General features: G+C 72.8%; 17 protein-coding genes and 1 tRNA gene (1 of these 18 running past the window's edge). 8 read left to right on the top strand and 10 right to left on the bottom strand.

Going from position 1 to position 21,922, the window contains the following annotated elements:
* A protein-coding gene (locus WMF22_RS14245) for a transglycosylase domain-containing protein (protein ID WP_438036072.1) crosses the window boundary here: on the top strand, positions 1 to 1,739 show its 3' portion. The gene continues 556 nt to the left of window position 1, outside the view; 1,739 of the gene's 2,295 nt are visible here — the last part of the coding sequence; its start codon lies off the left edge, out of view; it ends in the stop codon at positions 1,737 to 1,739.
* A gap of 24 nt (positions 1,740 to 1,763) precedes the next feature.
* On the opposite strand, the gene tadA is transcribed toward WMF22_RS14245, so the two are convergent.
* From tadA to WMF22_RS14260, 3 genes are all read right to left on the bottom strand, one after another.
* Entirely contained in the window at positions 1,764 to 2,288 is a 525-nt protein-coding gene (gene tadA / locus WMF22_RS14250) for a tRNA adenosine(34) deaminase TadA (RefSeq protein WP_438036073.1), read from the bottom strand.
* 43 nt (positions 2,289 to 2,331) lie between these two features.
* Positions 2,332 to 2,405, bottom strand: a tRNA-Arg gene (locus WMF22_RS14255).
* Positions 2,406 to 3,147: 742 nt separating this feature from the next.
* Positions 3,148 to 3,777, bottom strand: coding sequence for a hypothetical protein (locus WMF22_RS14260; RefSeq protein ID WP_438036074.1), 630 nt, complete (start codon positions 3,775 to 3,777; stop codon positions 3,148 to 3,150).
* Between the two features lie 24 nt (positions 3,778 to 3,801).
* Between WMF22_RS14260 and WMF22_RS14265 the strand changes: the two genes are divergently transcribed.
* From WMF22_RS14265 to WMF22_RS14285, 5 genes are all read left to right on the top strand, one after another.
* Entirely contained in the window at positions 3,802 to 4,656 is an 855-nt protein-coding gene (locus WMF22_RS14265) for a redoxin domain-containing protein (protein ID WP_437299626.1), read from the top strand.
* A gap of 38 nt (positions 4,657 to 4,694) precedes the next feature.
* Complete coding sequence (locus WMF22_RS14270) at positions 4,695 to 6,098, top strand: VWA domain-containing protein (RefSeq protein ID WP_437299627.1); 1,404 nt, start codon at positions 4,695 to 4,697, stop codon at positions 6,096 to 6,098.
* A gap of 16 nt (positions 6,099 to 6,114) precedes the next feature.
* Positions 6,115 to 7,647 (top strand): acyl-CoA carboxylase subunit beta, encoded by a 1,533-nt coding sequence (locus WMF22_RS14275; RefSeq protein ID WP_438036075.1) that lies wholly within the window; start codon positions 6,115 to 6,117, stop codon positions 7,645 to 7,647.
* Positions 7,648 to 7,736: 89 nt separating this feature from the next.
* A complete protein-coding gene (locus WMF22_RS14280) occupies positions 7,737 to 10,172 on the top strand; it encodes a S8 family serine peptidase (RefSeq protein ID WP_438036076.1) in 2,436 nt (811 codons plus the stop codon).
* 128 nt (positions 10,173 to 10,300) lie between these two features.
* A complete protein-coding gene (locus WMF22_RS14285) occupies positions 10,301 to 11,569 on the top strand; it encodes a pyridoxal phosphate-dependent aminotransferase (protein WP_437299630.1) in 1,269 nt (422 codons plus the stop codon).
* On the opposite strand, the gene WMF22_RS14290 is transcribed toward WMF22_RS14285, so the two are convergent.
* The 5 genes from WMF22_RS14290 to WMF22_RS14310 all read right to left on the bottom strand — a co-directional run bounded on the left by WMF22_RS14290 (position 11,556) and on the right by WMF22_RS14310 (position 18,595).
* Positions 11,556 to 13,268, bottom strand: coding sequence for a L,D-transpeptidase (locus tag WMF22_RS14290; protein ID WP_437299631.1), 1,713 nt, complete (start codon positions 13,266 to 13,268; stop codon positions 11,556 to 11,558). The genes WMF22_RS14285 and WMF22_RS14290 overlap by 14 nt on opposite strands.
* 94 nt (positions 13,269 to 13,362) lie before the next feature.
* Positions 13,363 to 13,521, bottom strand: coding sequence for a hypothetical protein (locus WMF22_RS14295; protein WP_157906653.1), 159 nt, complete (start codon positions 13,519 to 13,521; stop codon positions 13,363 to 13,365).
* A 196-nt stretch (positions 13,522 to 13,717) separates the two neighbouring features.
* The gene (locus tag WMF22_RS14300; protein ID WP_438036077.1) at positions 13,718 to 14,416 is read right to left on the bottom strand and encodes an AgmX/PglI C-terminal domain-containing protein; all 699 of its coding nucleotides are present in this window, start codon (positions 14,414 to 14,416) and stop codon (positions 13,718 to 13,720) included.
* Between the two features lie 220 nt (positions 14,417 to 14,636).
* On the bottom strand, positions 14,637 to 16,805 hold the full coding sequence (locus tag WMF22_RS14305; protein WP_438036078.1) for a DUF1565 domain-containing protein: 2,169 nt from the start codon (positions 16,803 to 16,805) through the stop codon (positions 14,637 to 14,639).
* Positions 16,806 to 16,888: 83 nt separating this feature from the next.
* Entirely contained in the window at positions 16,889 to 18,595 is a 1,707-nt protein-coding gene (locus WMF22_RS14310; RefSeq protein ID WP_438036079.1) for a hypothetical protein, read from the bottom strand.
* Between the two features lie 254 nt (positions 18,596 to 18,849).
* Here WMF22_RS14310 and WMF22_RS14315 point away from each other — a divergent pair, with 254 nt between their 5' ends.
* Complete coding sequence (locus tag WMF22_RS14315) at positions 18,850 to 19,221, top strand: hypothetical protein (protein ID WP_157906655.1); 372 nt, start codon at positions 18,850 to 18,852, stop codon at positions 19,219 to 19,221.
* Between the two features lie 139 nt (positions 19,222 to 19,360).
* Here the strand turns inward: WMF22_RS14315 and WMF22_RS14320 are convergent, their stop codons facing one another.
* Positions 19,361 to 19,882: a hypothetical protein gene (locus tag WMF22_RS14320; protein ID WP_438036080.1), complete on the bottom strand. Its 522-nt coding sequence runs from the start codon at positions 19,880 to 19,882 to the stop codon at positions 19,361 to 19,363.
* Between the two features lie 148 nt (positions 19,883 to 20,030).
* A complete protein-coding gene (locus WMF22_RS14325) occupies positions 20,031 to 20,756 on the bottom strand; it encodes a hypothetical protein (RefSeq protein WP_437299636.1) in 726 nt (241 codons plus the stop codon).
* A gap of 112 nt (positions 20,757 to 20,868) precedes the next feature.
* Between WMF22_RS14325 and WMF22_RS14330 the strand changes: the two genes are divergently transcribed.
* Complete coding sequence (locus WMF22_RS14330; RefSeq protein WP_438036081.1) at positions 20,869 to 21,873, top strand: 3-oxoacyl-ACP synthase III family protein; 1,005 nt, start codon at positions 20,869 to 20,871, stop codon at positions 21,871 to 21,873.
* The last annotated feature ends 49 nt before the right edge of the window (positions 21,874 to 21,922 follow it).

The following is a 21,922-nucleotide window of genomic DNA, read 5'->3' on the forward strand; positions in this document are numbered from 1 at the left end:
TCCCGGAGGGGACCCCTGAACCTCGGGTCGTGCCTGAGCAGAGCGGGCGCACCCATCCGGCACAGCTGACGAGGGCGGCCGAGCGCAGCGACGGGGCCGATGCGGGGCGGAATCGAGGGGCTGCGGTTCGAGATGCCCTCCTGCGGGCGGCGCAGGGCATCGATCTGGCGCTCGGTAAGGACGCCAAGGTCAACGTCGCAGGCGTCACCGCGCGCCTCCGGCGCGACGCCGATCACCTCAACCTGGGACCGGGGCACCTCGCCGTGCGGCGCGAGGCAGGCTCGCTCGTGGTGGAGCTCTCGCCTGGAGAGGCCGCGATCGCGGCCGCCGGCGCCGACGCCGACGCCCAGCAAGCGCTCACCTTTCGCCTTCGCGTGCCGCTCAGCGACGCGAAGGAGACCCCGCAGGAGATCGTCGCCGACGTGCAGGGCGGACCCATCTGGCTCTCCACCCTCGGCATCCATGAAGGGGACATGGGCCTGTTCGATGTGGCGCGGACGTCGATCGTCAGCCGCGCGCGGGTCGTCCTCTCGGCCGACGGCCAGACGCTCGGCGTCGACGGCGAAGGAAGGCTGAGAAATCTCTCCCTGCGGAGCGCGGCCCTGGCAGACGAGCCCATCGCAGGCCTCGACCTGGCATGGCGAGCGAAGGCGAACGGCAAGCTCGACGGGTCCAAGCTCGTCGCCGAGGACGCCGAGGTCGACCTCGGTGCGCTGAGGCTGATCGCGCGCGGCGAGTACGAGCAGGCCGGGAACTCACACCGGGTCCGCGGCACCTTCGAGGTGCCCCTCACGGCTTGCCAGTCGATGCTGGATTCGGTGCCCAAAGGGATCGTGGCGAAGCTCCACGGAATGAGGCTCGCCGGCTCGTTCGGGATCGAAGGGAAGCTCCGGTTCGATACCGCGAACCTCGACCGGAATTTCTTGCTTGACTGGGGCGTATCGAACACCTGCCGCGTGACGGAGATGCCGCCGGAGCTCAGCGTCGATCGCTTCAAGCGCGCGTTCCGGCGCCTGGTTTACGGGCCCGGGGGCAAGCGCGTCGACATCGAGTCCGGGCCAGGGACCGCCGACTGGGTCCCCTACGAGGACATCTCCCGCTTCATGGAGGTCGCCGTGCTGACCACGGAGGACGGCGCCTTCCACCGGCACCACGGGTTCGACGAGGAAGCCATCAAGAACTCGATCCGCGAGAACCTCCGGAAGAGGAGGTTCGTGCGGGGGGCGAGCACCGTCAGCATGCAGCTCGCCAAGAACCTCTACCTCGAGCGGACCAAGAGCGTGGCGCGCAAGCTCCAGGAAACCTTGCTCACCATGTACCTCGAGCAGGAGCTCACCAAGGAGCAGATCATGGAGCTCTACCTGAACGCGGTGGAGTTCGGGCCGCTGGTCTACGGCATCGGCGCCGCCGCGCGGCACTACTTCAATGCGTCGGCGGCGCAGCTCTCGCTCGGACAGGCGCTGTACATCGCGTCGATCCTGCCAAACCCGAGCGTGCAGCACTTCGGGGCGAACGGCGAGGTGACGCCTGCGTGGAGCGGGTACCTGCGCAAGCTCATGCAGATCGCGCACAGGCGCCGCCGGATCTCCGACGAGGAGCTGGAGAAGGGGCTCCAGGAGGTCGTGGTGCGAGGCTCCCCTGCGCCTCATCTGGCGCCCCGTCAGCCCTCCGAGGACGGCGGTGAGGCCGGCGAGGACAGATCGGGAGAGGACGAGGGGGGCGCCTGGGCGGCGCCTTGACGCCCGCACCTGCGGGCCGGGCCGTCAGCGCTTCGACGCGGCGGTCCGGAGCTTCGCGAAGAACGCGCGGAGCACGCCGGCGCACTCGTCCGCGAGCACGCCCGACGTGACCGCGAAGCGATGGTTGAGCCGGTTGTCGCGCCCGATCGCGTAGAGCGTGTCGACCGCTCCCGCCTTCGGGTCCGGGCAGCCGTAGACGAGCCGCGCAATCCTGGCATTGACGAGCGCGCCGGCGCACATGGGACACGGCTCCAGCGTCGCGTAGACCGTGGCCCCTTCGAGCCGCCAATGACCAAGCCGCCTGGCCGCCGCCCGCAGCGCGTCCACCTCGGCGTGACCGGTCGGATCCTGGTCGATCTCGCGACGGTTTCGACCGCGCGCCAGCACCGTCCCCGCCGCGTCGACGACGAGCGCCCCCACGGGGACGTCACCGGCGCCTGCCGCAGCCTCGGCCTCCGCGAGCGCCTCGCGCATCCACCGCGCGTCGGCGCTCGCTGGTTCCTCCGGCTGTGCCACAGGGGAGAGGAGCAAATCCGCTCCGTCATCCATGACAACCATGAGAGGCTCAGGACCTTTTACACGACCGATCAGGCGCGCCCAGGAAGATTCGAACTTCCGACCCCCGGCTTCGTAGGCCGATGCTCTATCCAGCTGAGCTATGGGCGCTCTGGTGAAGACGAGTGCAAGACGTGGCTACGCCACCGCACTCCCGCGTCGCGCTCGGTTGCGCGAAGTGAGTGCCGGCGTTTATACGCCCCCGAGCGAGCTGTCAAAGGAAAAGTGATCGAGGCCTGAGGGCGTCTGCTCGGATGCACGGCGTTTGCGGCCGAGGTCGTTGCCAAGGGTCATGCCGGCGACGCACACGAGGCCGGCGGCGGGCAACGAGCGCTGGACAAAAACAGGGCGCGCGGCGACTCCGTCACGGAATGGCCGCGCGCTTTCACACGCTCTCGAAGGGCAAGCGAAGATCTAGAAGCGCACCACGAGATGAGCAGGCCAAGCTGACGAAACGGGAAGAAGCTGTAAGCCAAGCAGCAGCGGCGCCATGGAGAGGCGGGATGGCGCCCGCTGAACGACCAAGCACAAGCTAGTGAGGCCCGTTACGAGGGGAGGAGGACCGAGACACGCTGCAGCCCACAGCGCAGAACACGGCCAATTCCGCCTGGAGCAGCCTCTGTGCCACCCCGCGGCCTCCTCCTCGGCGCCGTCCTCGCGCGCGTACGTCCAGCGGAATACTCACGTTTCGCCGCGGTTTCTTCGGCTTCTTCGGCTGTCGTGGATCCCGTGTCCGACGAGGTGCTCGGGCAGCGGTGTCGCGTGCCATGCCGTGCTTCGCAATCTTTGCGGACCAAGCGTCCCGGCCAACGGACGCCGTGACGCGTTGCGTTGTCGAGGGCGACGCGAGCGCCTATCGGGGGCCGCCGAAGAGGTGGTCGTGCGGGGCGTCGGCGTGACAGCGCTTGCAGAGGGGCAGAGCGCCGCGGTGGGTGGAGGTGCCCTGGGGCGTGAGGACGAGGTACTCCCAGTTGCCGCCGTCGGGGTCGTAGCCAGACGGTCGCTTCACCATGGCCAGGAGCGTGTCCGGCTCCGATGCGCCCGCCCGGTAGTGGAACTCGACAACGGCGGCGCCAGAGGGGAGGACGCGATCCGGACCGAGCTGCGGGTAGGGCGCAGCCGCCGCGTTGATCCTCACCTCCGCCTCCATCTCGCCGGTGAAGTGCTGGGAGCGAGCTCGACCCGTGACAGGCTGGAAGCTCGCGAGCTGCCCGGCGAGCTCCCACGCCGAGGGCGCCGCGGCCGGCGGTGCAGCGGGCGCCGCGGCCGGCGCGCGCGCCTCGGGGATGGAGCTGGAGCCGCGCCCGATCCACGCCGTGGTCTCCGCGACGTGAGCGGGGGACGGGGACGGCGGGGGCGGCGCACAGCCGAGCGGCAGCGGGGCCCACCCGGAGCGGACCCGCGCCTCCGTCGAGAGCGTCATCGAGGCGAGCGACGCCGCAGCGAGCGCGCACCACGCAGAGAGGCGGGTTCGGGACCGCACCGGCCGAGATGCTACACTGCCCGGATGTACCTGGCCTCTTCCTGGCGAGGCCGCGCATGGCGCGCCCTCTCGGCCGCCACGCTGGTGTCGCTGTCGGGCGCCGCGCTGCTGGGGGGCGCCCCGCACGCAGCCGCCGAGGCGGCGTCCCGCCGCGCCTGGCTCGGCGTGGAGCTGGAGCCAGGGCCGGCCGGGGGGGTGGTCGCGAAGCACGTCGTCACCAGCTCGCCGGCGGCCAAGGCGGGCATCGTGGACGGCGATCAGGTCATCGCGGCGGATGGCGTCCAGATCGACGAGCCAAAGCAGCTCGTCGCGCGTGTCGCGCTCGCGGGGCCTGGAAACGTGGTGAACCTCCGGATCCGGCGCGGCGGACGAGAGCGAGACGTCGCGCCGACGCTGGTGCCGTTCCCCGGGCACGATCAGATCCTTCGCCTCGACAAGATCGGCACGTTCGCCCCAGCCTGGAGGTCGCTCACCACGGTCGGAGGGACCGTCCCGGCGAACATCGGGACCCTGCGCGGAAACGTGGTGCTGCTCGATTTCTGGGCGACCTGGTGCGCGCCGTGCCGCTTGATGGCCCCGCAGCTCTCGGCGTGGCACGCGGCGTACGCCGCGCAGGGGCTGCGGGTCGTGGGCGTGACGACCGACGACGTGAGCGTCGCGACGAAGACAGCGCAGGCCCTCTCGATGCGCTACGCGGTCGCGGCGGACGCGTCGGAGTCGACCTCCGCGGCCTACGGCGTCAAGGCGCTCCCCACGATGTTCGTGATCGACAAGAAGGGCGTCATCCGGGACGTGGTGGTCGGGTACGACCCGACCCGGCACGCCGAGGTCGAGAAGCTCTTCAAGGCGCTGCTCGCGGAGCCCGCGCCGGCGCCGTAGCCGCCGCGGGGCCGCGCCGGCTGACCGGTACGCCCTCCATGCTGCTCTCCATCGACGAATTCCTCTGGGCGCTGCGCCGCGACGGCTTCGCCGTCTCGACGGCGCAGGCCATCGACGTCACGCGCGCGTGCGCCCTCGTCGGGTTCGGCGACCGAGGGGCGCTGCGCGACGCCATCGGCGCGGTGGTCGTCGAGCGCGCCGCCGATCTCCGCCGGTACCGCGCCTGCTTCGACCGCTTCTTCTCCCCCGCGGGCGCGCACGTCGGCGATCTGTGGGGGCGCCTGCGGGAGCGAGGGTTCTCGGATGGGGAGCTCTCCGCCCTGCGCGATCTGCTGAGCGCGGCGGCGGAGCGGAGCGGCGCCTCGGGCGACGCGATCGCGTTCCAGGCGCTCGCAGGGACCGCGGGGGAGCTCGACCGAGCGCTCCAGGCGGCCGGGATCGCGCGCGTGCTCGCGCCGATGACGAGCTCGCTCCAGGTCGGGTTCTTCGCGCAGCGGGTGATGGATCAGCTCGGGGTGCCGGCCGTCGCCAGCGCGCTGCGGCGGATCCGGAGCGCGCTCGAGGAGGCGCTCGGCGAGGAGCGGGGGAGGGCCCTCGGGGAGGCGCTCGCCGCCGAGCTGGAGCGGATGCGGCGCCGCGTGCGCGAGCACGTGACGCTGTCGCTCCGGCGCGTCGAGGGCGAAGAGCCTGCTGCCCAGGGCCGCATGGATGTGCCGTTCGCCTCGCTCGGCGAGGGCGAGATGGAGGAGGTGCGCCGCGCCGTGAAGGAGCTGTCCGTGCGGCTCCGGGGCGCGGAGCGGCTCCGGAGGCGCCGCGCGCGGCGCGGGAGGATCGATCCCCACCGGACGCTGCGGCGCAGCCTCCAGACGGGCGGCGTGCCGTTCCAGCCGGCGCGTCGAGCGCGGCGGCGCGACAAGCCGCGCCTGATGATCCTGTGCGACGTGTCGGACTCGGTCCGCGTCGCCGCGCGGTTCATGCTCGAGTTCGTCTGCGCGGCGCAGGAGCTCTTCGACCGGACGCGATCGTTCGTCTTCGTGAGCGAGCTCGCCGAGACGACCGAGCTCTTCGAGGCGTTGCCGGCGAGCTCGGCGCTCGAGCGGATCCAGCGCGGCGAGGTGGTGAACCGGGCGCACAACTCGAATTACGGGCGCGCCCTGCTGGCCTTCGAGGAGCGACACGGGCGTGACGTGGACCGGCGGGTGACCCTGGTGATCCTGGGCGACGGGCGCACGAACTACTTCGCGGACGAGGCGGAGATCGTGAGGAGGCTCCGTGACCGGGCGCGGGCGCTCCTGTGGCTGTGCCCCGAGGGGCCGGGCGCCTGGGGGACGGGGGACAGCGCGATGCCGCGCTACGCCGCCGCGGCGACGAAGGTGCTCGTCGCCCGGACCGCGCGGGAGCTCGAATCGGCGGCGCGGGAGGTGGTCGCCCGGCGCGCTTAGGGCTATGGGTCGCGCCATGTCGCTCGATCAGAAGCTGCGGGATCTCACGGCGCGCATCGAGAAGGGAGGCGCGCAGAAGTACCACGACAAGAACGCGGAGCAGGGCAAGCTGTTCGCGCGGCAACGCGTCGCGCTGCTCGTCGATGAAGGCAGCTTCATCGAGGACGCGGCGCTCGCCAACGCGCTGGATCCCGAGCTGCCGGCCGACGGCGTCATCACGGGCACCGGGACGGTGGGCGGGCGCCCCGTGTGCGTGATGGCGAACGACTCGACGGTGAAGGCCGGCTCGTGGGGGCGCCGCACCGTCGAGAAGATCCTGCGCGTGCAGGAGACCGCGCGGCGCCTCCGGTGCCCGCTGCTCTACCTCGTCGACTCCGCGGGGGCGCGCATCACCGACCAGATCGAGATGTTCCCCGGGCGGCGCGGCGCGGGCCGGATCTTCTACAACCAGGTCGAGCTGAGCGGCCTCGTCCCGCAGATCTGCCTGCTGTTCGGCCCGTCGGCGGCGGGGGGCGCCTACATCCCGGCGTTCTGCGACGTGGTGTGCATGGTCGAGAGCAACGCGAGCATGTACCTGGGCTCCCCGCGCATGGCGGAGATGGTGATCGGCGAGAAGGTCACGCTCGAAGAGCTCGGCGGAGCGCGCATGCACTGCTCGGTCTCCGGGTGCGGCGACGTCCTGGTGAAGACCGAGGAGGAGGCGATCGCCTTCGCGAAGCGCTACCTCGCGCTGATGCCGCAGAGCTCCGCCGAGGCCGCGCCCCGCGTCGCGCCGAGGCCGGAGAAGCCAGGGCAGCGGCCGCTCGAGGACGTGATCCCCGCCGACGAGAACAAGCCGTTCGACATCATGGCCGTGATCGACGCGGTCATCGACGAGGGCAGCTTCGTCGAGATCAAGAAGCTCTACGCCCGAGAGATCGTCACCGGGCTCGCGCGCGTGGAGGGGCGCGCGGTCGGCATCGTCGCGAACCAGCCGAAATACAAGGGCGGCGTGCTGTTCGTGGACTCGGCCGACAAGGCGGCGCGGTTCATCTGGCTGTGCGACGCGTTCAACATCCCGCTCCTCTACCTCGCCGACGTGCCCGGCTTCATGATCGGGACCGTCGTCGAGAGGCAGGGGATCATCCGGGCCGGGGCGAAGATGATCGCCGCGGTGAGCGAGGCGAGCGTGCCGAAGCTGTCCGTCGTCGTGCGCAAGGCGTACGGAGCCGGGCTCTACGCGATGTGCGGGCCGGCGTTCGCGCCCGACGAGTGCATCGCCCTGCCCTCGGCCTCGATCGCCGTGATGGGGCCGAGCGCCGCGGTGAACGCCGTCTACTTCAACAAGATCCAGGCGATCCCGGCGGGGCCCGAGCGCGAGGCGCTCGTCCAGAAGCTGCGCGACGAGTACCGGGCCGACGTCGATCTGGAGAAGCTCGCGAGCGAGCTCGTGATCGACGCGATCGTCCCGACGGCGAACCTCCGCCGCGAGGTGGCGCGCCGCTTCGAGCGGTACGCCGGCAAGGTCGAGGAGAGGCCGCGAAAGAAGCACCTCGTGCCGCCCGTGTGAGCGGGGCGCGGCGCGCTCCGGAGCGCGCGCGGCGAGGGCAGCGCCCTTCGTGACCTCGGCCGCGCGCGGACGTGGTGTAGACTCGCGGCGTGCTCGCCCGCAGGTCTCCGCTTTCCATCGCGCTGCTCGGCCTCGCCCTCGCGGCGGGTGAGGCGCGCGCCGACGTCCCGGCCCAGGCGGTGGCGCGCCTGCTCGGCTCGCGCCTGGGTCGGCACCCGCTCGCCGATCCGCGCGGGCGCGTCCCCGTGATGGTGCCGCTGCCCGCCGGCGCCGACGCGCGAGCGCTCGGGCTGCTCCCGGTCGCGCCGGGCTTCGGGGCCATCCGGCTCGCGCCCGGCGACGTCGGCGCCTTCTCCGCCGCGCACCCGGAGCTCAGGCTGCTCACAGGACCGCCGCGGCAGCCCCTGCTGGATCGCTCCAAGGGGTGGATCCGCGTCGAGCCGTACAGGAAGGCGACCGGCGCGGACGGCGAGGGGGTGGTCGTCGGCGTCGTCGATACCGGCCTCGACGTGACCCACCCCGATTTTCGAGACAAGGACGGCAAGACACGGATCCGATGGATGCTGCAGGCCGGAAGCCCGAAGGGGCTGCACGCGGCGCTCGAGCACACCTACGGGTGCGATGATCCGGACCAGTCGGCGTGCGCGATCTTCTCCGGCGCCGACATCGACGCCATGCTCGCGCAGAGCAAGCCCGGCATCCTCCGCGACATCGCGGGGCACGGCACGCACGTGGCCTCCATCGCCGCGGGCAACGGCGGGCCGATGGTCTCGGAGCGGCCGCGGTACGTCGGCGTGGCGCCCGCCGCGACGCTGATCATCGCCGCGCCCGCGCGGCCCGGCGAGGGCTTCGACGATCCGGACATCCTCAAGGCGGTGCAGTTCATCTTCGACCGCGCCGAGGAGCTGAACATGCCGGCGGTCGTCAACCTGAGCGTCGGGAGCGATTTCGGGCCCCACGACGGGACGAGCCCGCTCGAGGCGGGGCTCGCCGCGATGGTCGGCAGCGCTCATCCGGGGCGGGCGATCGTCGTCGCCGCAGGCAACAGCGGCGCGACGTACGAGATCGACGGCGAAGGGCCGCTCGGGATCCACACCGAGGCCCACGTGTCGGCGCACGCCGAGACGCGCGTGCCCATCCGCACGCCGAGCGCCGAGCGCGGCGAAGGATACGTCTGGATCACCTTCCGGCCCGGGGACGAGGTGTCGGTCGGCCTCGACGGGCCGGGCGGCGAGGCGTGGATCGGCCTGGTCGAGCCCGGAGACGACGCCGGCTACACCGGCGACGACGGCGAGACGACCGGCGCGGTCATCAACCGGCTCGCGAACGGCAAGTCGCCCATCACCGCGGCGACGAACAGCGCCGTCGTGGCCTTCAGCGGGGCGTGGAAGGCGGGCGAGTTCGCGATCCGCCTGCGAGGCCGAGGGGACGCGCAGCTCTGGGTGACGGGGCTCGGCGACGTCTCGCCGTCGCACGATCTCGGGCTCCTGTTCCCGCGCGCCATCAAGCAAGGGACGATCAACGTGCCCGCGAGCCACCCTGGGCTGCTCGCCGTGGGGTGCACCATCAACCGCGTCCGCTGGCAGCCGCAGGGGAGCTCCACGAGCGTGCGCCTCACGAGCCTCGACGGCGTGGACATCGAAGAGGACAGCGCCTGCTACTTCAGCGCGGCTGGCCCCACGCCGTTCGGCGTGGCCAAGCCGGAGATCAGCGCGCCCGGCGGCCTGGTCGCGGCCGCCATGGCCAGCGGCGTCGACCCGCGCGACGATCCCGGAGGGCTGTTCGATACGCCCGGGTGCCCCGGCGACGAGCCTTGCTTCGTCGTCGACGACCACCACGCGATCGCGTCAGGGTCGTCCATGGCGGCGCCGCAGGTCGCAGGGGCGATCGCGCTCCTCTTCCAGGTCAACCCGAACCTGACCCAGGCGGAGGTGACGGAGGCGCTCCAGGCAGGCGCGCGGTACCCGAGGGGCGCGGTGCCGCTCGACGCGCAGCTCGGTCCCGGCGTGCTCGATCTCGAAGGCGCGCGCCTCGCGCTCGAGGCCGCCGAGACCGGCGGCAACGAGCCGGCGCTCGACAAGAGCTGGTACGTCCTGTCGAGCACCTACGCGAGGCCCGACCCGTCGTGGCCGGTCTGGGGGACGATCGAGCTGCGGCGCCCTGACGGCGCCCCGGTGAGGGGCGTCGAGGGGAAGCTCACGGTCGCCGTCCGCGGCGGGGTGATGCACACGCCGCTCAGGGAGGTGCGCCGCGGGCTGTGGCAGTTCGCGGTCGCCGCCCCGCGCGGCTCCGGAGGGGCGACGCTGGCCGTCGACGTGCTCTACGACGGCGCCTCGCTCGGCGCGCGCGAGCTCCCGGTGGGGAGCGACGTCTGGATGGCGAACGGAGAGCTCGAGGCGACCAGCGGCGCGTGCACGTGGACCGCGGCTCGCCCGGACGGGTTGCCGCCGTCGAGCCGCGCCGCCTGGGGCCTCGCGAGCCTCCTCGTGGCGGCGTCGGCGGCGCGCCGGCGGCGCCGCGGCTGAGCACCCCCGCGGCCCGCGCGCCCTTGCGTCGCCCGGATTGCACGCGCGGCTGCCGTCCGGCGCCGTCCGTGTCACGGTGGCCGACCGGCGGGGCGGGGGAGAGCACGACGGCGATGGAGCACGGACGCATGGAGAAACGGGTGATCCTGGATCGACCTCCCGCGGCAGAGGCGGACGCGGGACACGCGCGCGCGCCCCGGCCGCTGCGGTTCGCGGCGCGCACAGGCTGGGATCTCTCGGGCAACAGCCTCGCGTCCGTGCTCGCCGAGGCGCGCGGGGCGGGGCGCGCGCTCGTCGACTTCACCGAGTCGAACCCGACGCGCTGCGGGATCGTCGACGCGGCTCACCTCATCGCGCCGCTCGGCGAGCCGCGCGGCGAGCGGTACGCGCCGCTGCCGCTCGGCGATCCCGAGGCGCGCGCCGCGGTGTCGCGCTACTACCAGGAGCGCGGGCTCGACGTGGATCCGTCGCGCGTCGTGCTGACGGCCAGCACCAGCGAAGCGTACGGCTGGCTGCTCAAGCTGCTCGCGGAGCGCGGCGACGACGTGCTCGTCCCCGTGCCGTCGTACCCGCTGCTCGAGTACCTGGCCTGCCTCGAGGACGTCGCGCTCACGCCCTACCCGCTCCTCAGGGAGGAAGGATGGCGCATCGACCTCGGCGCGCTCGAGCGCGCGGCCGGCGAGCGGACGCGCGCGGTGGTGCTCGTCCATCCGAACAACCCGACCGGCTCCTTCGTGCGCCGCGACGACGCCGCCGCGCTCGAGGCGTGCGCCAGGGAGCGCGGGCTCGCGCTGATCGTCGACGAGGTCTTCGGGGATTACGCCCACGGAGACCTCGCCCCGGACCGCTTGCCGAGCTTCGCCGGCGCGCGGCAGGCGCTGACCTTCGTGCTGAGCGGGCTCTCCAAGGTGATGGCGCTGCCGCAGCTCAAGCTCGGCTGGATCGCGGTCTCGGGGCCGCCGGAGCTCGCCGCGGCGGCGCTGGAGCGGCTCGAGGTCATCGCGGACACCTACCTCTCGGTCGGCACCCCGGTGCAGCTCGCGCTGCCGGAGATCCTCGCCTCGCGGGCGCCCGTCCAGCGCGCGATCCTGTCGCGCGTGCAGGCCAACCTGGCGGTGCTCGACGCGGCGATCGCCGCGCGCGCCGGGGGCGCGGTCCGGCGGCTCCCGATCGACGGCGGTTGGTACGCGACGCTGGAGGTCCCGCGCGTGCACGACGAGGACGGCTGGGTCGAGCTCCTCGTGCGCGACGAGGGGATCATCGTCCACCCCGGCTACTTCTTCGACATGCCGCGCGACGGCTTCCTCGTGGTCGGCCTGCTGCTCGATCCGGACGTGTTCGCGGAAGCCGCGCCGCGGCTCGTGGGCCGGATCGCGCGCGCGATCAGCGGTGAATGAGGACCACCGTGGAGCGGCCGGCGTCGCGGGAGGCCCGCAGGCCGTGCCACCCCTCCGGCACCGGCGGGTCGGTCCAGGCGAACATCTGCTTCGCGTCGATGGGGGAGAGGTTGACGCAGCCGCCGCTCTTCGGCTCGCCCCAGGCGTCGTGCCAGTACGCGCCGTGCAGCGCGTGAGGTCCGCTGAAGTTCTGCACGAACTGCACCTCGGAGTGGACGATCTTGTCGTTCGTGCTCGAGACCATCATCGCCGTCACGAACTTCCCGTCGATGCGGAAGCGCCCGGTCGGCGTCGCCGCGGTCTCGATGGCGGGGATGCCCTGCCTCGGGACGCCGCCGCGCCCCGGTGAGATGAGCGTCGCGAAGACCGGGGTGAGCTCTTCGTAGGCGACGAACCAGCCGCCGAGCACGCTCACCTCGATCCACTTGCGCGGCGACGACGGATCGCCGTCGCCCTCGAGCGGCGAGCGCTTCGCCGCCTCGATCACGACGGCGTCGTCCGCGCGCACGTAGACCCCCGGCTCCTGCGTCTCGAGGAGCCGCTCGCCGTCCTCGACCTCGGCGCGACCGGTGAGCCCGACCGAGGCGAGCCGCGCGAACGACGCGCCGGTCGGCTCGAAGCGGCCGCCGGCGCCCCGCTGGTACTTCGGCCGATCGGTCTTGCGGAAGAACGCGAGCGGGAGCGAACGCCCGTCCTTCAGCCAGACGCCCTGGAAGCTCGAGCGCGGGTAGGGCTTCAGGCGATCCTTCGGCATGTACGCCTGGTCCGAGGTCACCACCCAGGTCCGATCCTGCGCGTCGAACGCGCGGGTGAACGCCACAGTCGAGCCGTTCACGATCCGGTCGCGCCCCTCGCGCACGAGGCCGCCGAAAGGAAACAGCGCCGGGGCGGCGACCCCCGCGGGCTTCAGGTCGACTCCCACGAGGGCCTCGTCGATCGCGCGGATGGCTTCCTCGCCGGCGCCCTCGGCGGCGCGCACCTTCGCGATGTTCGCGAGGTGCTCCTCGAGGTCCCACTCGGAGCGCCGCTGCTCCTTCGCGCTCGGGAGGTGCGGGTAGCGCGGCGCGCCGGTCGACTCCGCGTAGTCATAGGGCCACGGGGAGTCGACCCTGGGCGCGTGCGGCCGCAGCGCGGCCACGACCGGGTCGTTCGGGTCGACCGCGGCGCCGGCGCCAGCGCAGACGTAGCCCCGCGGCTCGATGGCGTACCACGCGTCGCACCCTTCGCCCGGCGTCCGCGCGGCCTCGACGCTGCCGCCGCGCAGCGCGACGGAGCCGCCGAGCCCCAGGTAGCCGCTCCAGCCCCGCGTCGGGTAAGGGCCAGGGTTGATCCACGCAAAGCGCGCCTTGGAGTAGATGCGCGCGCCCTCCGCCGCCGCGCTGGCGGGCGGCGTCGTTGCCGCCGCGCTGGCGGGCGGCGTCGTTGCCGCCGCGCTCGCCGCGGGCGGCGCGTCGGCCTCCGCCTGGGCCGGGGCCGGCGCCTTCGTGACGTGCGCGGCCTCGACGACCGCGGCGCGCGGCGCGGCCGCTCCCGAGGACACGCGTGGCGCGTCCGCCTCGGGGGGCATCCGCAGGGCGTCCGCCTCGAGCGACGCAGGCGCCCCCTCGGCGGGGCTCTCTTCGGAGCAAGCAGCGGCGCCCCCCGACGCGATCGCGCACGTCAGGGCCGCGAGGAGGAAGGAAGGCGGTGAGCTAGCCATGCAAGCGGGAGAGACTAGTTGCCGGATGCGACCGGGGACAAGCGAACGACAGCCGCGCCGCCCGCGGCTGCCAGCCGGGGAGCCGCGCTCGCCGCTAAAGCCTGCCGAGCACGGCCACAACGAGCAGGATGACCCCGACGAGCGCCGCCGTGATCATCGCGAACCTCATGAGGCGCGGCTTGAGCCACTTCCACAGGACGAGGCGAGCCACCTTCCACAAGAGCACCAGGATCTGCCGGAGGACCTTGCCCACGACGAGAGCGTAGCGCAGTCCCGCGGCGCGCGCTGCCAGCAAGGGCGGTCGATTTCGCGGCCAATGGACGAGCCCCGCGACCCTCGCCGCGTCGGACAGGGCGGGACGCAGCGCGCGGCGGCACGCCCGTCGGACACCTCCTCCAGCGGCCAGCTCGGCGTGCGGGCGATCGCTGCGGGCGGTGCGCGGCGTCACGTCAATCGATGTCGACGCTCACCTTCGATGCATAGCTGCCAGGAGAGGGGAAGGTGATCTCGCGCAGCGCGCCGGCGACACACTCGGCCGCCTCCTCGCCCCGTTCGTCGTCGCTGGACACGCCCACGCTGAGCGGCTTGCCGTCGGTGTCGATGTAGAGCGTGGCCTTGAGCTGGCTGGCGCCCGCCTGGCTCCGGCACGACGCGAGCGCCGGCCTCGCCTTCTTGTACGGCGTCCCGAGCTGGTCGGGCGTCCAGGGCACGGGCAGGCGCTCGTCGCTGCTCGGCTCGAAGGTGAAGCTGTTCTCCGCCAGGCCCTCTCCGCCGACCGGCTTCGGCCACCTCGTCGCCTTCAGGACGCTCAGCATGCACGCCTCGGTCTCGCGATCGCCCAGGTTCGAGTCCTTCACGAACGCCCAGCGCGCCGTGCCCTCCTCGGTCACCCGGACCTTGAAGCGGATCTCGCCCCCGAGATAGGGGATCCGCTGGACGCCTTTCTGGTAGCAGCGCGAGAGCCGAGGCGACACGCGCTCGAACGCCGCTTGCACCTTCTCCTCGTTCATGCCGCCGATCTCGGAACCCGAGCTCATCTTCGGGCTCGACGTCTCGACAGGCTCGGCGTCGACCATCACCGGCGCCACGGACGTGGGCGCGGCGCCGCCGCAGCCCAGCTGGGCCGCGAACGTCGAGAGAGCAACCACGGTGATGGTACCCCTGAGTAAGCACGTGAATTTCATGATCGAACGAGGACTCTATACGAGCCGCGTCTTGGGCGAAAAGAGCGCGATGAGGGGAACGCGCGCTGCAGTGCGTGTGAGAGATTCTGCGCCAGCGCGAATGCCGACGCGCCGCTCCGAACGCGCGCCCGCTCGGACAGGAGGCGTCCGCAACACACACGGTAGACCGTTCGGCGAGCGATCGTCACGGGGCGGGCGTGGCGCTGCTCGGGACGGGGAGCGCGCCTTCGGCGAGCTGATCGCTCTCCCGGTTGCCCTCGAAGCTGTTGTCCTCCGACACCGACGGCGCCTGCGCGCCCTGCACGACGAGGCCAAACCGGTTGCCGGCGGACTCCGAGCTCGCGAGCGCGCCGCCGCTGTCGCTGAACAGCAAACCGGCGCGCGCGCAGCGCTGCACCTGCACCGAGCTCACCTGCGCCGTCGAGCCCAGGACCACGAGGCCGTCGCCCAGGTCCGGCACCGATTCCGTCTGCCCACCGGCGCTCAGAGCCGAGAACGTGCCGCCCTCGACCCCGAGGATGACCGTGTCCTCCACCGTGCTCGGCGAGGCCAGCAGCAGGCCCGCCACGCGGCTCTCCAGCACGGCCGACCTCTGGACGAGGACCTGCGCCGCCCCGGCGCTCAGCACGCCGACGCCGCCCGTGCCGTCGCGCTCCTCCGGCAGCGAGCGCTCGATGAGGCTGTCCGCGATCTCGAGGATCGCGCCCCGGGACGCGGACACGCCCGCGACGTGGGGCTCCAGGACATACGTCGACGCAAGCGCGGCGCGGCCACCCTGCACGAGCACGCCGGCGGCGCGATCCCGGTGCAGCGGGCTCGCGCGCGTGCCCTCGATGACCACGCCGCTCGCCGAGAGCGTCCCGCCCGAGACGAACAGCCCGGCGTCGCCGGCCTGGCGCACGAGGCTCGACGACAGCGAGAGCGCTCCGCCGCGCTGCTCGACGGCGAATCCGAGGTGACCGCTCTCCGAGGCGGCCGCGCCATCGAAGAGGTTGCCAGATGCCTCGACCTCCGTGCCGGCGCCCGCGACGGCGAGCAGCGCGTCGCACGCCCCTGACAGCACGCTGGAGGCGAGCGACGCGCGCGCGCCCTGCTCCACGGCCAGGCCGCCGGCCTCGGGCGCCGGGTCCGCCGGGGCGGCGATGAGGTTGCGCGCCGCCACGAGCTCCGCGCCGGCGCCCGTCACAAGCGCGCCCAGGTGATGGTGGACGAGCGCGTTCGCGTCGAGCCGGAGCGCGCCGTCCTCGAGGTGCACGCCGACGCCGTCGCTCGTCGCCGACGGCAGCGCCGCGGCCTCCAGCAGGTTGCCCTCCGCGACCACCTCCGCCGCCTCGGAGCTGATCCGCAGGTTGATGGTGCCGCCGACCAGCGCGTTCTCGGTGAGCCGCGCCTCGGCCCCGGAGACGACGAGCACGCTGATCCAGCCCTCGCCCGTTCCATCGTCCGCCCACGACGACTGGACGAGGCTGCGCGACAGATCGAGGCTCGCGCCAGGGAGCGCGACCACGAGCCCCTTGCCGCTCTCGCCCGTCACCCGGATGTCGCGCACCGAGACCGCCGCTGACTGGATCAACACCCCGATCGACGGGCTGAGCAGGCTCACGCCGCGCACGCCGGCGTGGTCGACGTCGTGGATCCAGATCGCGCTGACGTTGCCGTCGGGATCGCTCTTCTCGCCCCGGAGCACCACCCGCGAGGCGCACCGCCCGACGATCTCGATGGGCTTCGTTATCTCGATCGGCTCGTCGTACTCGCCCTCGGCCAGCACCACGCGCCCGTCCGCCTGAACGCCCGCCAGCGCCTCCGCCAGCGTCGTGAACGGCCTCTCCCGCGACCCGTCGCCGTCTCCGCCCTCGTAGCCAGGATCGACGTGGAGATCGCCGGGCGCCTCGACGATCTCGCCCCACGGCGCCGAGCCGCAGCCGTCCGGGCCGTCGATGGAAACACAGCCCTTCTGCGGGACCGCGAATGTCCCCTCCGGGCACCTGGCCATGGTGGGATGGCAGGCACCGCCCTCCACGAACTCCGCCGCACAGCCGGGGATCCCGACGTCCATGCAGCCCTCGTCGTGCTTCGGGATCGTCCCGGGCGAGCACTTCGCGAGCGCGGGACGACAGAAGCCGTCCTCGTCGACGAAGGCGTCGGCGCAGCCCCGAATGCCCACCTGTGCACATCCGCTGGCGCCGCTGATCTGCCCCGGCGCACACCCCGAGCCGCCGGCGCCTTCCCCCGGGAGGTGCGTATACGGCGGCAGGTTGGTGCTCTCGCAGCCGAAGAGCGAGACCGCGCACAGGCTGGAAGCGAGAGAAAAAAGACACCAGGGCGCCGAGTGTCCAAGCTTCGCGCGCAACACCCCACCAACCTAGCAGATGCTCCGGTGCGCACGCCGGCAATGCGCGCCTCTCTCGCCGCCTCCAGCCGCTCGAGACCGGACATTCACGGGCGTGACCCGGACAGCCGCACGTCGGCTCGCGCCCAGGCGCGCTTGAAGCGCGCGTGTGCGGCGTCCGCCTCCTCTTCCTTGCCCTGTGCGCGGAGGCTGCGCTCGAGCCCGCACAGCGACCAGCCGTTCTGCGGGTGGTGGAGCAGGTCCTCCCGGTAAGTCGCCTCCGCGTCGCGCGCGCGGCCCGCCGTGAGGAGCACCGCGCCGAGCGTGTGGCGGACCGGCTCGGGCCAGTCCGGCGGCTCGAAATAGCGCAGCTCGTCCTCGATGCGCGCGGCGTCCTCGAGCATGCGAGCAGCGGCGCCGGTGTCGCCGCGCTCGGACGCGATCTGGCCCTCGAGCACGAGCGAGGCGATCTCGAGCAGATCCTTCGCGCGGTTCCTGCCGATCGTCGCGTCCTCCCGGCTCTCGGACGCCATCGCCCGGAGCACCGCCGCCTCGCGCGCGGCATCGTCATGGCGCCCCGTCGCGGCGAGCGCGCGGCCGCGCGCATAGCGCCATATCCCCGCCGTGTACCGCAGCCCGGGCGGCGGCGCCGGCTCCGCGAGGACGTCGTCCCACCGTCCGAACCGGACCAGCGCGAACAGCAGCGCAGGGCGGAACATCTCGAGCATCGGCATGTGTCGGACGTTGTGGTCGGGCACCGCCGCGGCCAGCTCTCGCGCGGCGCGCACGGCGACGGCGCTGCGCCCCTCCATGCTCGCCGAGACCGAGAGGAAATGGAGGTTGTGCGGGAAGTACATCATCGGATAGATGCCCTCCGGGCGCCGCTCGCGGATGTACCGGCGATCGGCCAGCACCGCCTGCTCGTTCGCGTCAGAGGCGTCGGCGTAGCGACCGACGCGCAGGAAGATGTGCGACGGCATGTGCACGAGGTGCCCAGCGCCTGGGGCCAGACCGCCGAGCCGCTCGGCGCTCGGCAACGCCCGCTCCGGCGCGCGCGACGCCTCGACCGCGTGGATGTAGTAGTGATTCGCGCCGAGGTGCTCGGGGTCTCGCCGGAGGACGCCCTCCAGCGTGGAGACGATCTCCTCGGTCTCGGGCTGCGGCCGGCCGTCCTGCGTCCAGAGATCCCACGGGCGCAGATCCATGAGCGCCTCGGCGAAGAGGACACCCGCGTCGAGGTCGTCGGGGAAGCGACGGGCGAGCTCGCGCATCGCGCTCGCGTAGGCGCGGTCGAGGTCCGCGCGGTCGCGGCCCGGCGCGCGGCCCGACGTGGAAGCGTGGCGCTCGGCCAGCGCGTCGATGTACGCGCGCTCGCGCTCGCTGGCGGACGCGGCGAGCGCGCGCGCCTCCTCCACGGCCTCGAGGGCGGCCCGCTCCCGCGCCGCGTCGGCCGGCTGGTTGATGTTGGGGCCGAGCGTGAGCGCGATGCCCCAGCGGGCCATGGCGAGGCCCGGATCGAGGCGGGCGGCCTCCCGGAATGCCTTCCTCGCCTCGTCGTGGTTGAACGCGTAGACGAGCCGCAACCCCTGATCGAAATAACGTTGCGCGAGCTGCGATGACGTCGTCACGGGGTGATGGAGAGCGCCGATGTCCTCGAACAGAGGGACGCGCTCGGCGTCGGGCGCGTCCGCAGGCGCTGGGCCGGTCGGCGGCTCCGCTCCGGGCGAGGCGGGGCGCGGCTCCGCGCCGCACGCCGCGAAGGCGGCGCAGGCGCAGAGCAGGGGCAGGCTGAAGAGCGCGCGTCGAGCTGTCATGGGCAACCTCCCTGGAGCCCGGATCGCCACGGGTTCCGACGGTCCAACATCCCCTCGCGGGGTCGCTTTGCCTCGGGCGCCTCCCTCCGGCGCGATCGCGGAGGTCGAGCCGAGCGAGGGCCATGCACGCGCGGTTCCCGCGGCGCGGGAAGGCAGCGCACAGAAGGCCCGGGCGTGACCGGGCCTCCGACGCGCGCGCTCCGTCAGCGCGGTGCTCGATGGACGGACGGCGCGACTTGCGGCAACCTCGGGACATGACGACGTGCAGGGATGAAGCTCTCCGCTGGGTTCACCGCTACGCGATCGGCGGGGCGGCGTTCGCCGCGCTTCCGCTCCCGATCTCGACCTCCACCGGGCTCGTCGCGATCGAGACGCACATGATGGCGATGGTCGGCGAGATCTACGGCGAGAACATGGGATCCGTGGTGACGACCGCCGCCGGCGGGAGCTTCGCGATCCTCGGGCAAGGCCTGAAATTCCTGGCCACCCGGGCGGTCGGCTTCGTCCCCCTGATCGGGCCGGCCATCAAGATGGGCATCGCAGGGCTCACGATCGAGGCGATCGGCCGGGGCGTGGTTGGGCACTTCGAGCGAAAGTACCCGGGCAAGATCTTCGAGAAGGCGTGAGCCGGCGTGCGCGGCGCGCGAGCGAGGCGCGCTGCGCGCGACGCGCTGCCTGCCGTGCTCACGAGGCGCGGCGCGAGCAATGCGCCGGCGCGCGGCGCCGCCTGCTGCGCCGCGCGCCGCGCGCCGCTATCGACGTCCGTCAGTTCTCGCAGCCGCTGCAGGCGAGGGGGCAGGTGCCGTTCACCGTCGCCTGACAGTGAAGGTCGGGCGCGCCGGCGCTGTCGCCGTAGTCGCAGCAGATCTCGCCGGCGTTGCAGCATCGCACGCCGCAGCAGAGGCCTTCTTCGCAGCCGAAGCCGGGGGCGCACGCATCCGCGCACTCGCCCTGGATGCAGACCTGAGCCTCGGTGCAGGTCGTGCCGCACGACCCGCAATTGCGCGGATCGCCGGTCAGATCGACGCACTCCGATCCGCAGCACGAGAGCCCGGTCTCACACGTGCACATCGTGCCGCCCTCGCCGCCCATGCCGCCCTCGCCCCCCGAGCTCGTCGTCGCGACGGTGGAGGTCGCTCCGCCTTCCCCGCCCGTGCCCCCGCTGGAGGAGCTCGATGTGGTGACATAGGTCGGCCAAAGGTCCACGGTGCCCGGGTCAGCTTCACATCCAGCGACAGCGAACAATGCGGCCCACGACAGCAACGCGATCACCCGATGACAGGGCATGAGCACCTCCAAGCCGAAAATCACACTACCACGGAGGGGCGCGGCCACACGAGGGGGGCATGGCACGCGGCGCAGCGCCGGCTGAATGCGCTGCGTCGTACGCCGCTTCCCGCGCGTCAGGACGATGAACGCCGCGGCGCCTGCGACATCAGGGGGTGATGAGCTTGCAGTCCGACAGGAGCCCCGTGTACCAATCATCGGTCCTGTCGAGCCATGCGCCCTCGCTGGACCAACGGATGCCGGGCCGCTTCATCCTGCCTTCGACGGTGTAGGTGCACTTCACCGCGAACCGTGCGGACGGCAGCTTGCCCGAGGTGAGCGCGGGCTCGCTCCAGAGGCCGGCGGCGAGGAACTGGACGCGGTCCGTGGTCGTGTAAGGACGGAGCAGCTTTTTGTCGTCCGCGTCCCCCTTGGACCAACCCTTGGTGGGCGACTCGAACGCGCAGTGCCGGCCGCTGATCTCGTCGGCCGACCAGCAGGCGAGATCCTTGATGTCGGTGGACACGAGGGTGACCTCGACCTGGGACTTGTCCCCGGGTTTCCACTTGGGGCCGGCCGTGCCGGCCGCAGGCTCACGCCCGAAATAGGCGAAGGCCGCGGCGAGGCCGCCGATGATGATGAGGAACAGGATCATGCTCTTGCCGAGCGAGCCGCCCTGCGGTTGGGCGGCGGCGCGAGGCCGCGCGCCGGGCTTCTTGCCGGCCGGGCGCCGCGCTGCGCCAGCCTGCTTTGCAGGACGCGAGGCTCTGGCCGGCGCGGCGGCGTCGGCGCGGCCCTCGCCGTCCTCCTCGCTGCGGGTGTCCTGCGCGTCGGTTTCGCCGGGAGGCGCTTCGTCCGTGTCGGGGCGGTCTCTGTCTTCGGAGCTCGTAGCCATCGAGGCGCTTTATGTACCGGAGCGCGCCCGCGACTCAAGCATTCCGTGGACCGAGCGGCAGGGCACGATCGCCCGTTCCAACGAGCAGCCCTTGATGTAGGCTGCGGCCGCGATGACGTTCGATGCCAGAAATCCACGCGCGCGCATCCTCGGCACGGGCCGCTCCCTGCCGCTCGCCGTCCCGACGAGCGAGGCGCAGGCGGGCGCGCCGCCGGCGGACGGCGCGGCGGGCGACCCTGGCGCGAGCGACGAGCGGCGCCGCGTCGCGCCCGGCGAGCGGACGAGCGACCTGGCGGCGCGGGCGGCGAAGGCGGCCCTCGAGGCGGCCGGCGTCGGGCCGCGCGATCTCGAGATGATCATCCTCGCCACCTCGAGCGGCGACGCGCCGATGCCGGCGACCGCGGTGTACGTGCAGCAGAAGCTCGGCGCCGAGCACATCCCGTCGTTCGACCTCTCCGCGTCGCTGACGGGCTTCCTCTACGGGCTGTCGGTGGCGAACCAGTTCGTGACGGCGGGGACCATGAAGCACGTGCTCGTCATCGGCGCGGACCTGCTCTCCCGCCGCCTGGATCCGCGGGACAGGGCCGCGGCCCAGCTGTTCGGCGACGGCGCCGGCGCGGTGGTGATCGGGCCGGCGACCGACGACGGTCGGGGGATCCTGAGCGTCGGCTTGCGCGCCGACGGGAAGAGGGCCGATGTGCTCCAGGTGCCCGGCGGGGGATCCGCGGAGCCGCTCACCGTGGAGCGGCTCGCCGACCGGCGGCACTACCTGCGCGTGAAGCAGCCCGAGCTGCGGCAGGCCGCGGAGGAGCACCTCGGGGCCCACGCCCTCTCGGCGGTCGCGGCCGCCGGGCTTGCGCCCGCGGACGTCGACTGGGTGATCCCGCACCACGCCGACCCGCACCTCGTCGCCCTCCTCGCCGATCGCCTCGGGTGCTCGCCCGAGCGCGTCCTCGGCGCGGTCGACGGCGCCAGCGCGGCCGGGACCTGCGCGGGCTCGGTGGCCATGGCGCTCGACGAGGCGCTCCGCGATGGCCGGATCCTGCCCGGAAATCACGTGCTGCTGTGCGCGCTCGGCGGCGGCCTCACGTGGGGCAGCGCCGTGCTCCGCGTCTGAGGCGACGAGGGTCGGGGTCGCGGCGGCGGTGGGGGGATTCCCTCACCGT

It is taken from the genome of Sorangium sp. So ce204 (assembly GCF_051526795.1).
GTDB classification, from domain to species: Bacteria; Myxococcota_A; Polyangia; order Polyangiales; family Polyangiaceae; genus Sorangium; species Sorangium cellulosum_B.

Bases quoted from the DNA above. Each gene is read 5' to 3' on its own strand.
- WMF22_RS14310 (WP_438036079.1), bottom strand. From the start codon at position 18,595: ATGACAGCTCGACGCGCGCTCTTCAGCCTGCCCCTGCTCTGCGCCTGC.
- WMF22_RS14285 (WP_437299630.1), top strand. From the start codon at position 10,301: ATGGAGAAACGGGTGATCCTGGATCGACCTCCCGCGGCAGAGGCGGAC.
- WMF22_RS14325 (WP_437299636.1), bottom strand. From the start codon at position 20,756: ATGGCTACGAGCTCCGAAGACAGAGACCGCCCCGACACGGACGAAGCG.
- tadA (WP_438036073.1), bottom strand. From the start codon at position 2,288: ATGGATGACGGAGCGGATTTGCTCCTCTCCCCTGTGGCACAGCCGGAG.
- WMF22_RS14330 (WP_438036081.1), top strand. From the start codon at position 20,869: ATGACGTTCGATGCCAGAAATCCACGCGCGCGCATCCTCGGCACGGGC.
- WMF22_RS14270 (WP_437299627.1), top strand. From the start codon at position 4,695: ATGCTGCTCTCCATCGACGAATTCCTCTGGGCGCTGCGCCGCGACGGC.
- WMF22_RS14275 (WP_438036075.1), top strand. From the start codon at position 6,115: ATGTCGCTCGATCAGAAGCTGCGGGATCTCACGGCGCGCATCGAGAAG.
- WMF22_RS14290 (WP_437299631.1), bottom strand. From the start codon at position 13,268: ATGGCTAGCTCACCGCCTTCCTTCCTCCTCGCGGCCCTGACGTGCGCG.
- WMF22_RS14265 (WP_437299626.1), top strand. From the start codon at position 3,802: ATGTACCTGGCCTCTTCCTGGCGAGGCCGCGCATGGCGCGCCCTCTCG.
- WMF22_RS14320 (WP_438036080.1), bottom strand. From the start codon at position 19,882: ATGCCCTGTCATCGGGTGATCGCGTTGCTGTCGTGGGCCGCATTGTTC.
- WMF22_RS14315 (WP_157906655.1), top strand. From the start codon at position 18,850: ATGACGACGTGCAGGGATGAAGCTCTCCGCTGGGTTCACCGCTACGCG.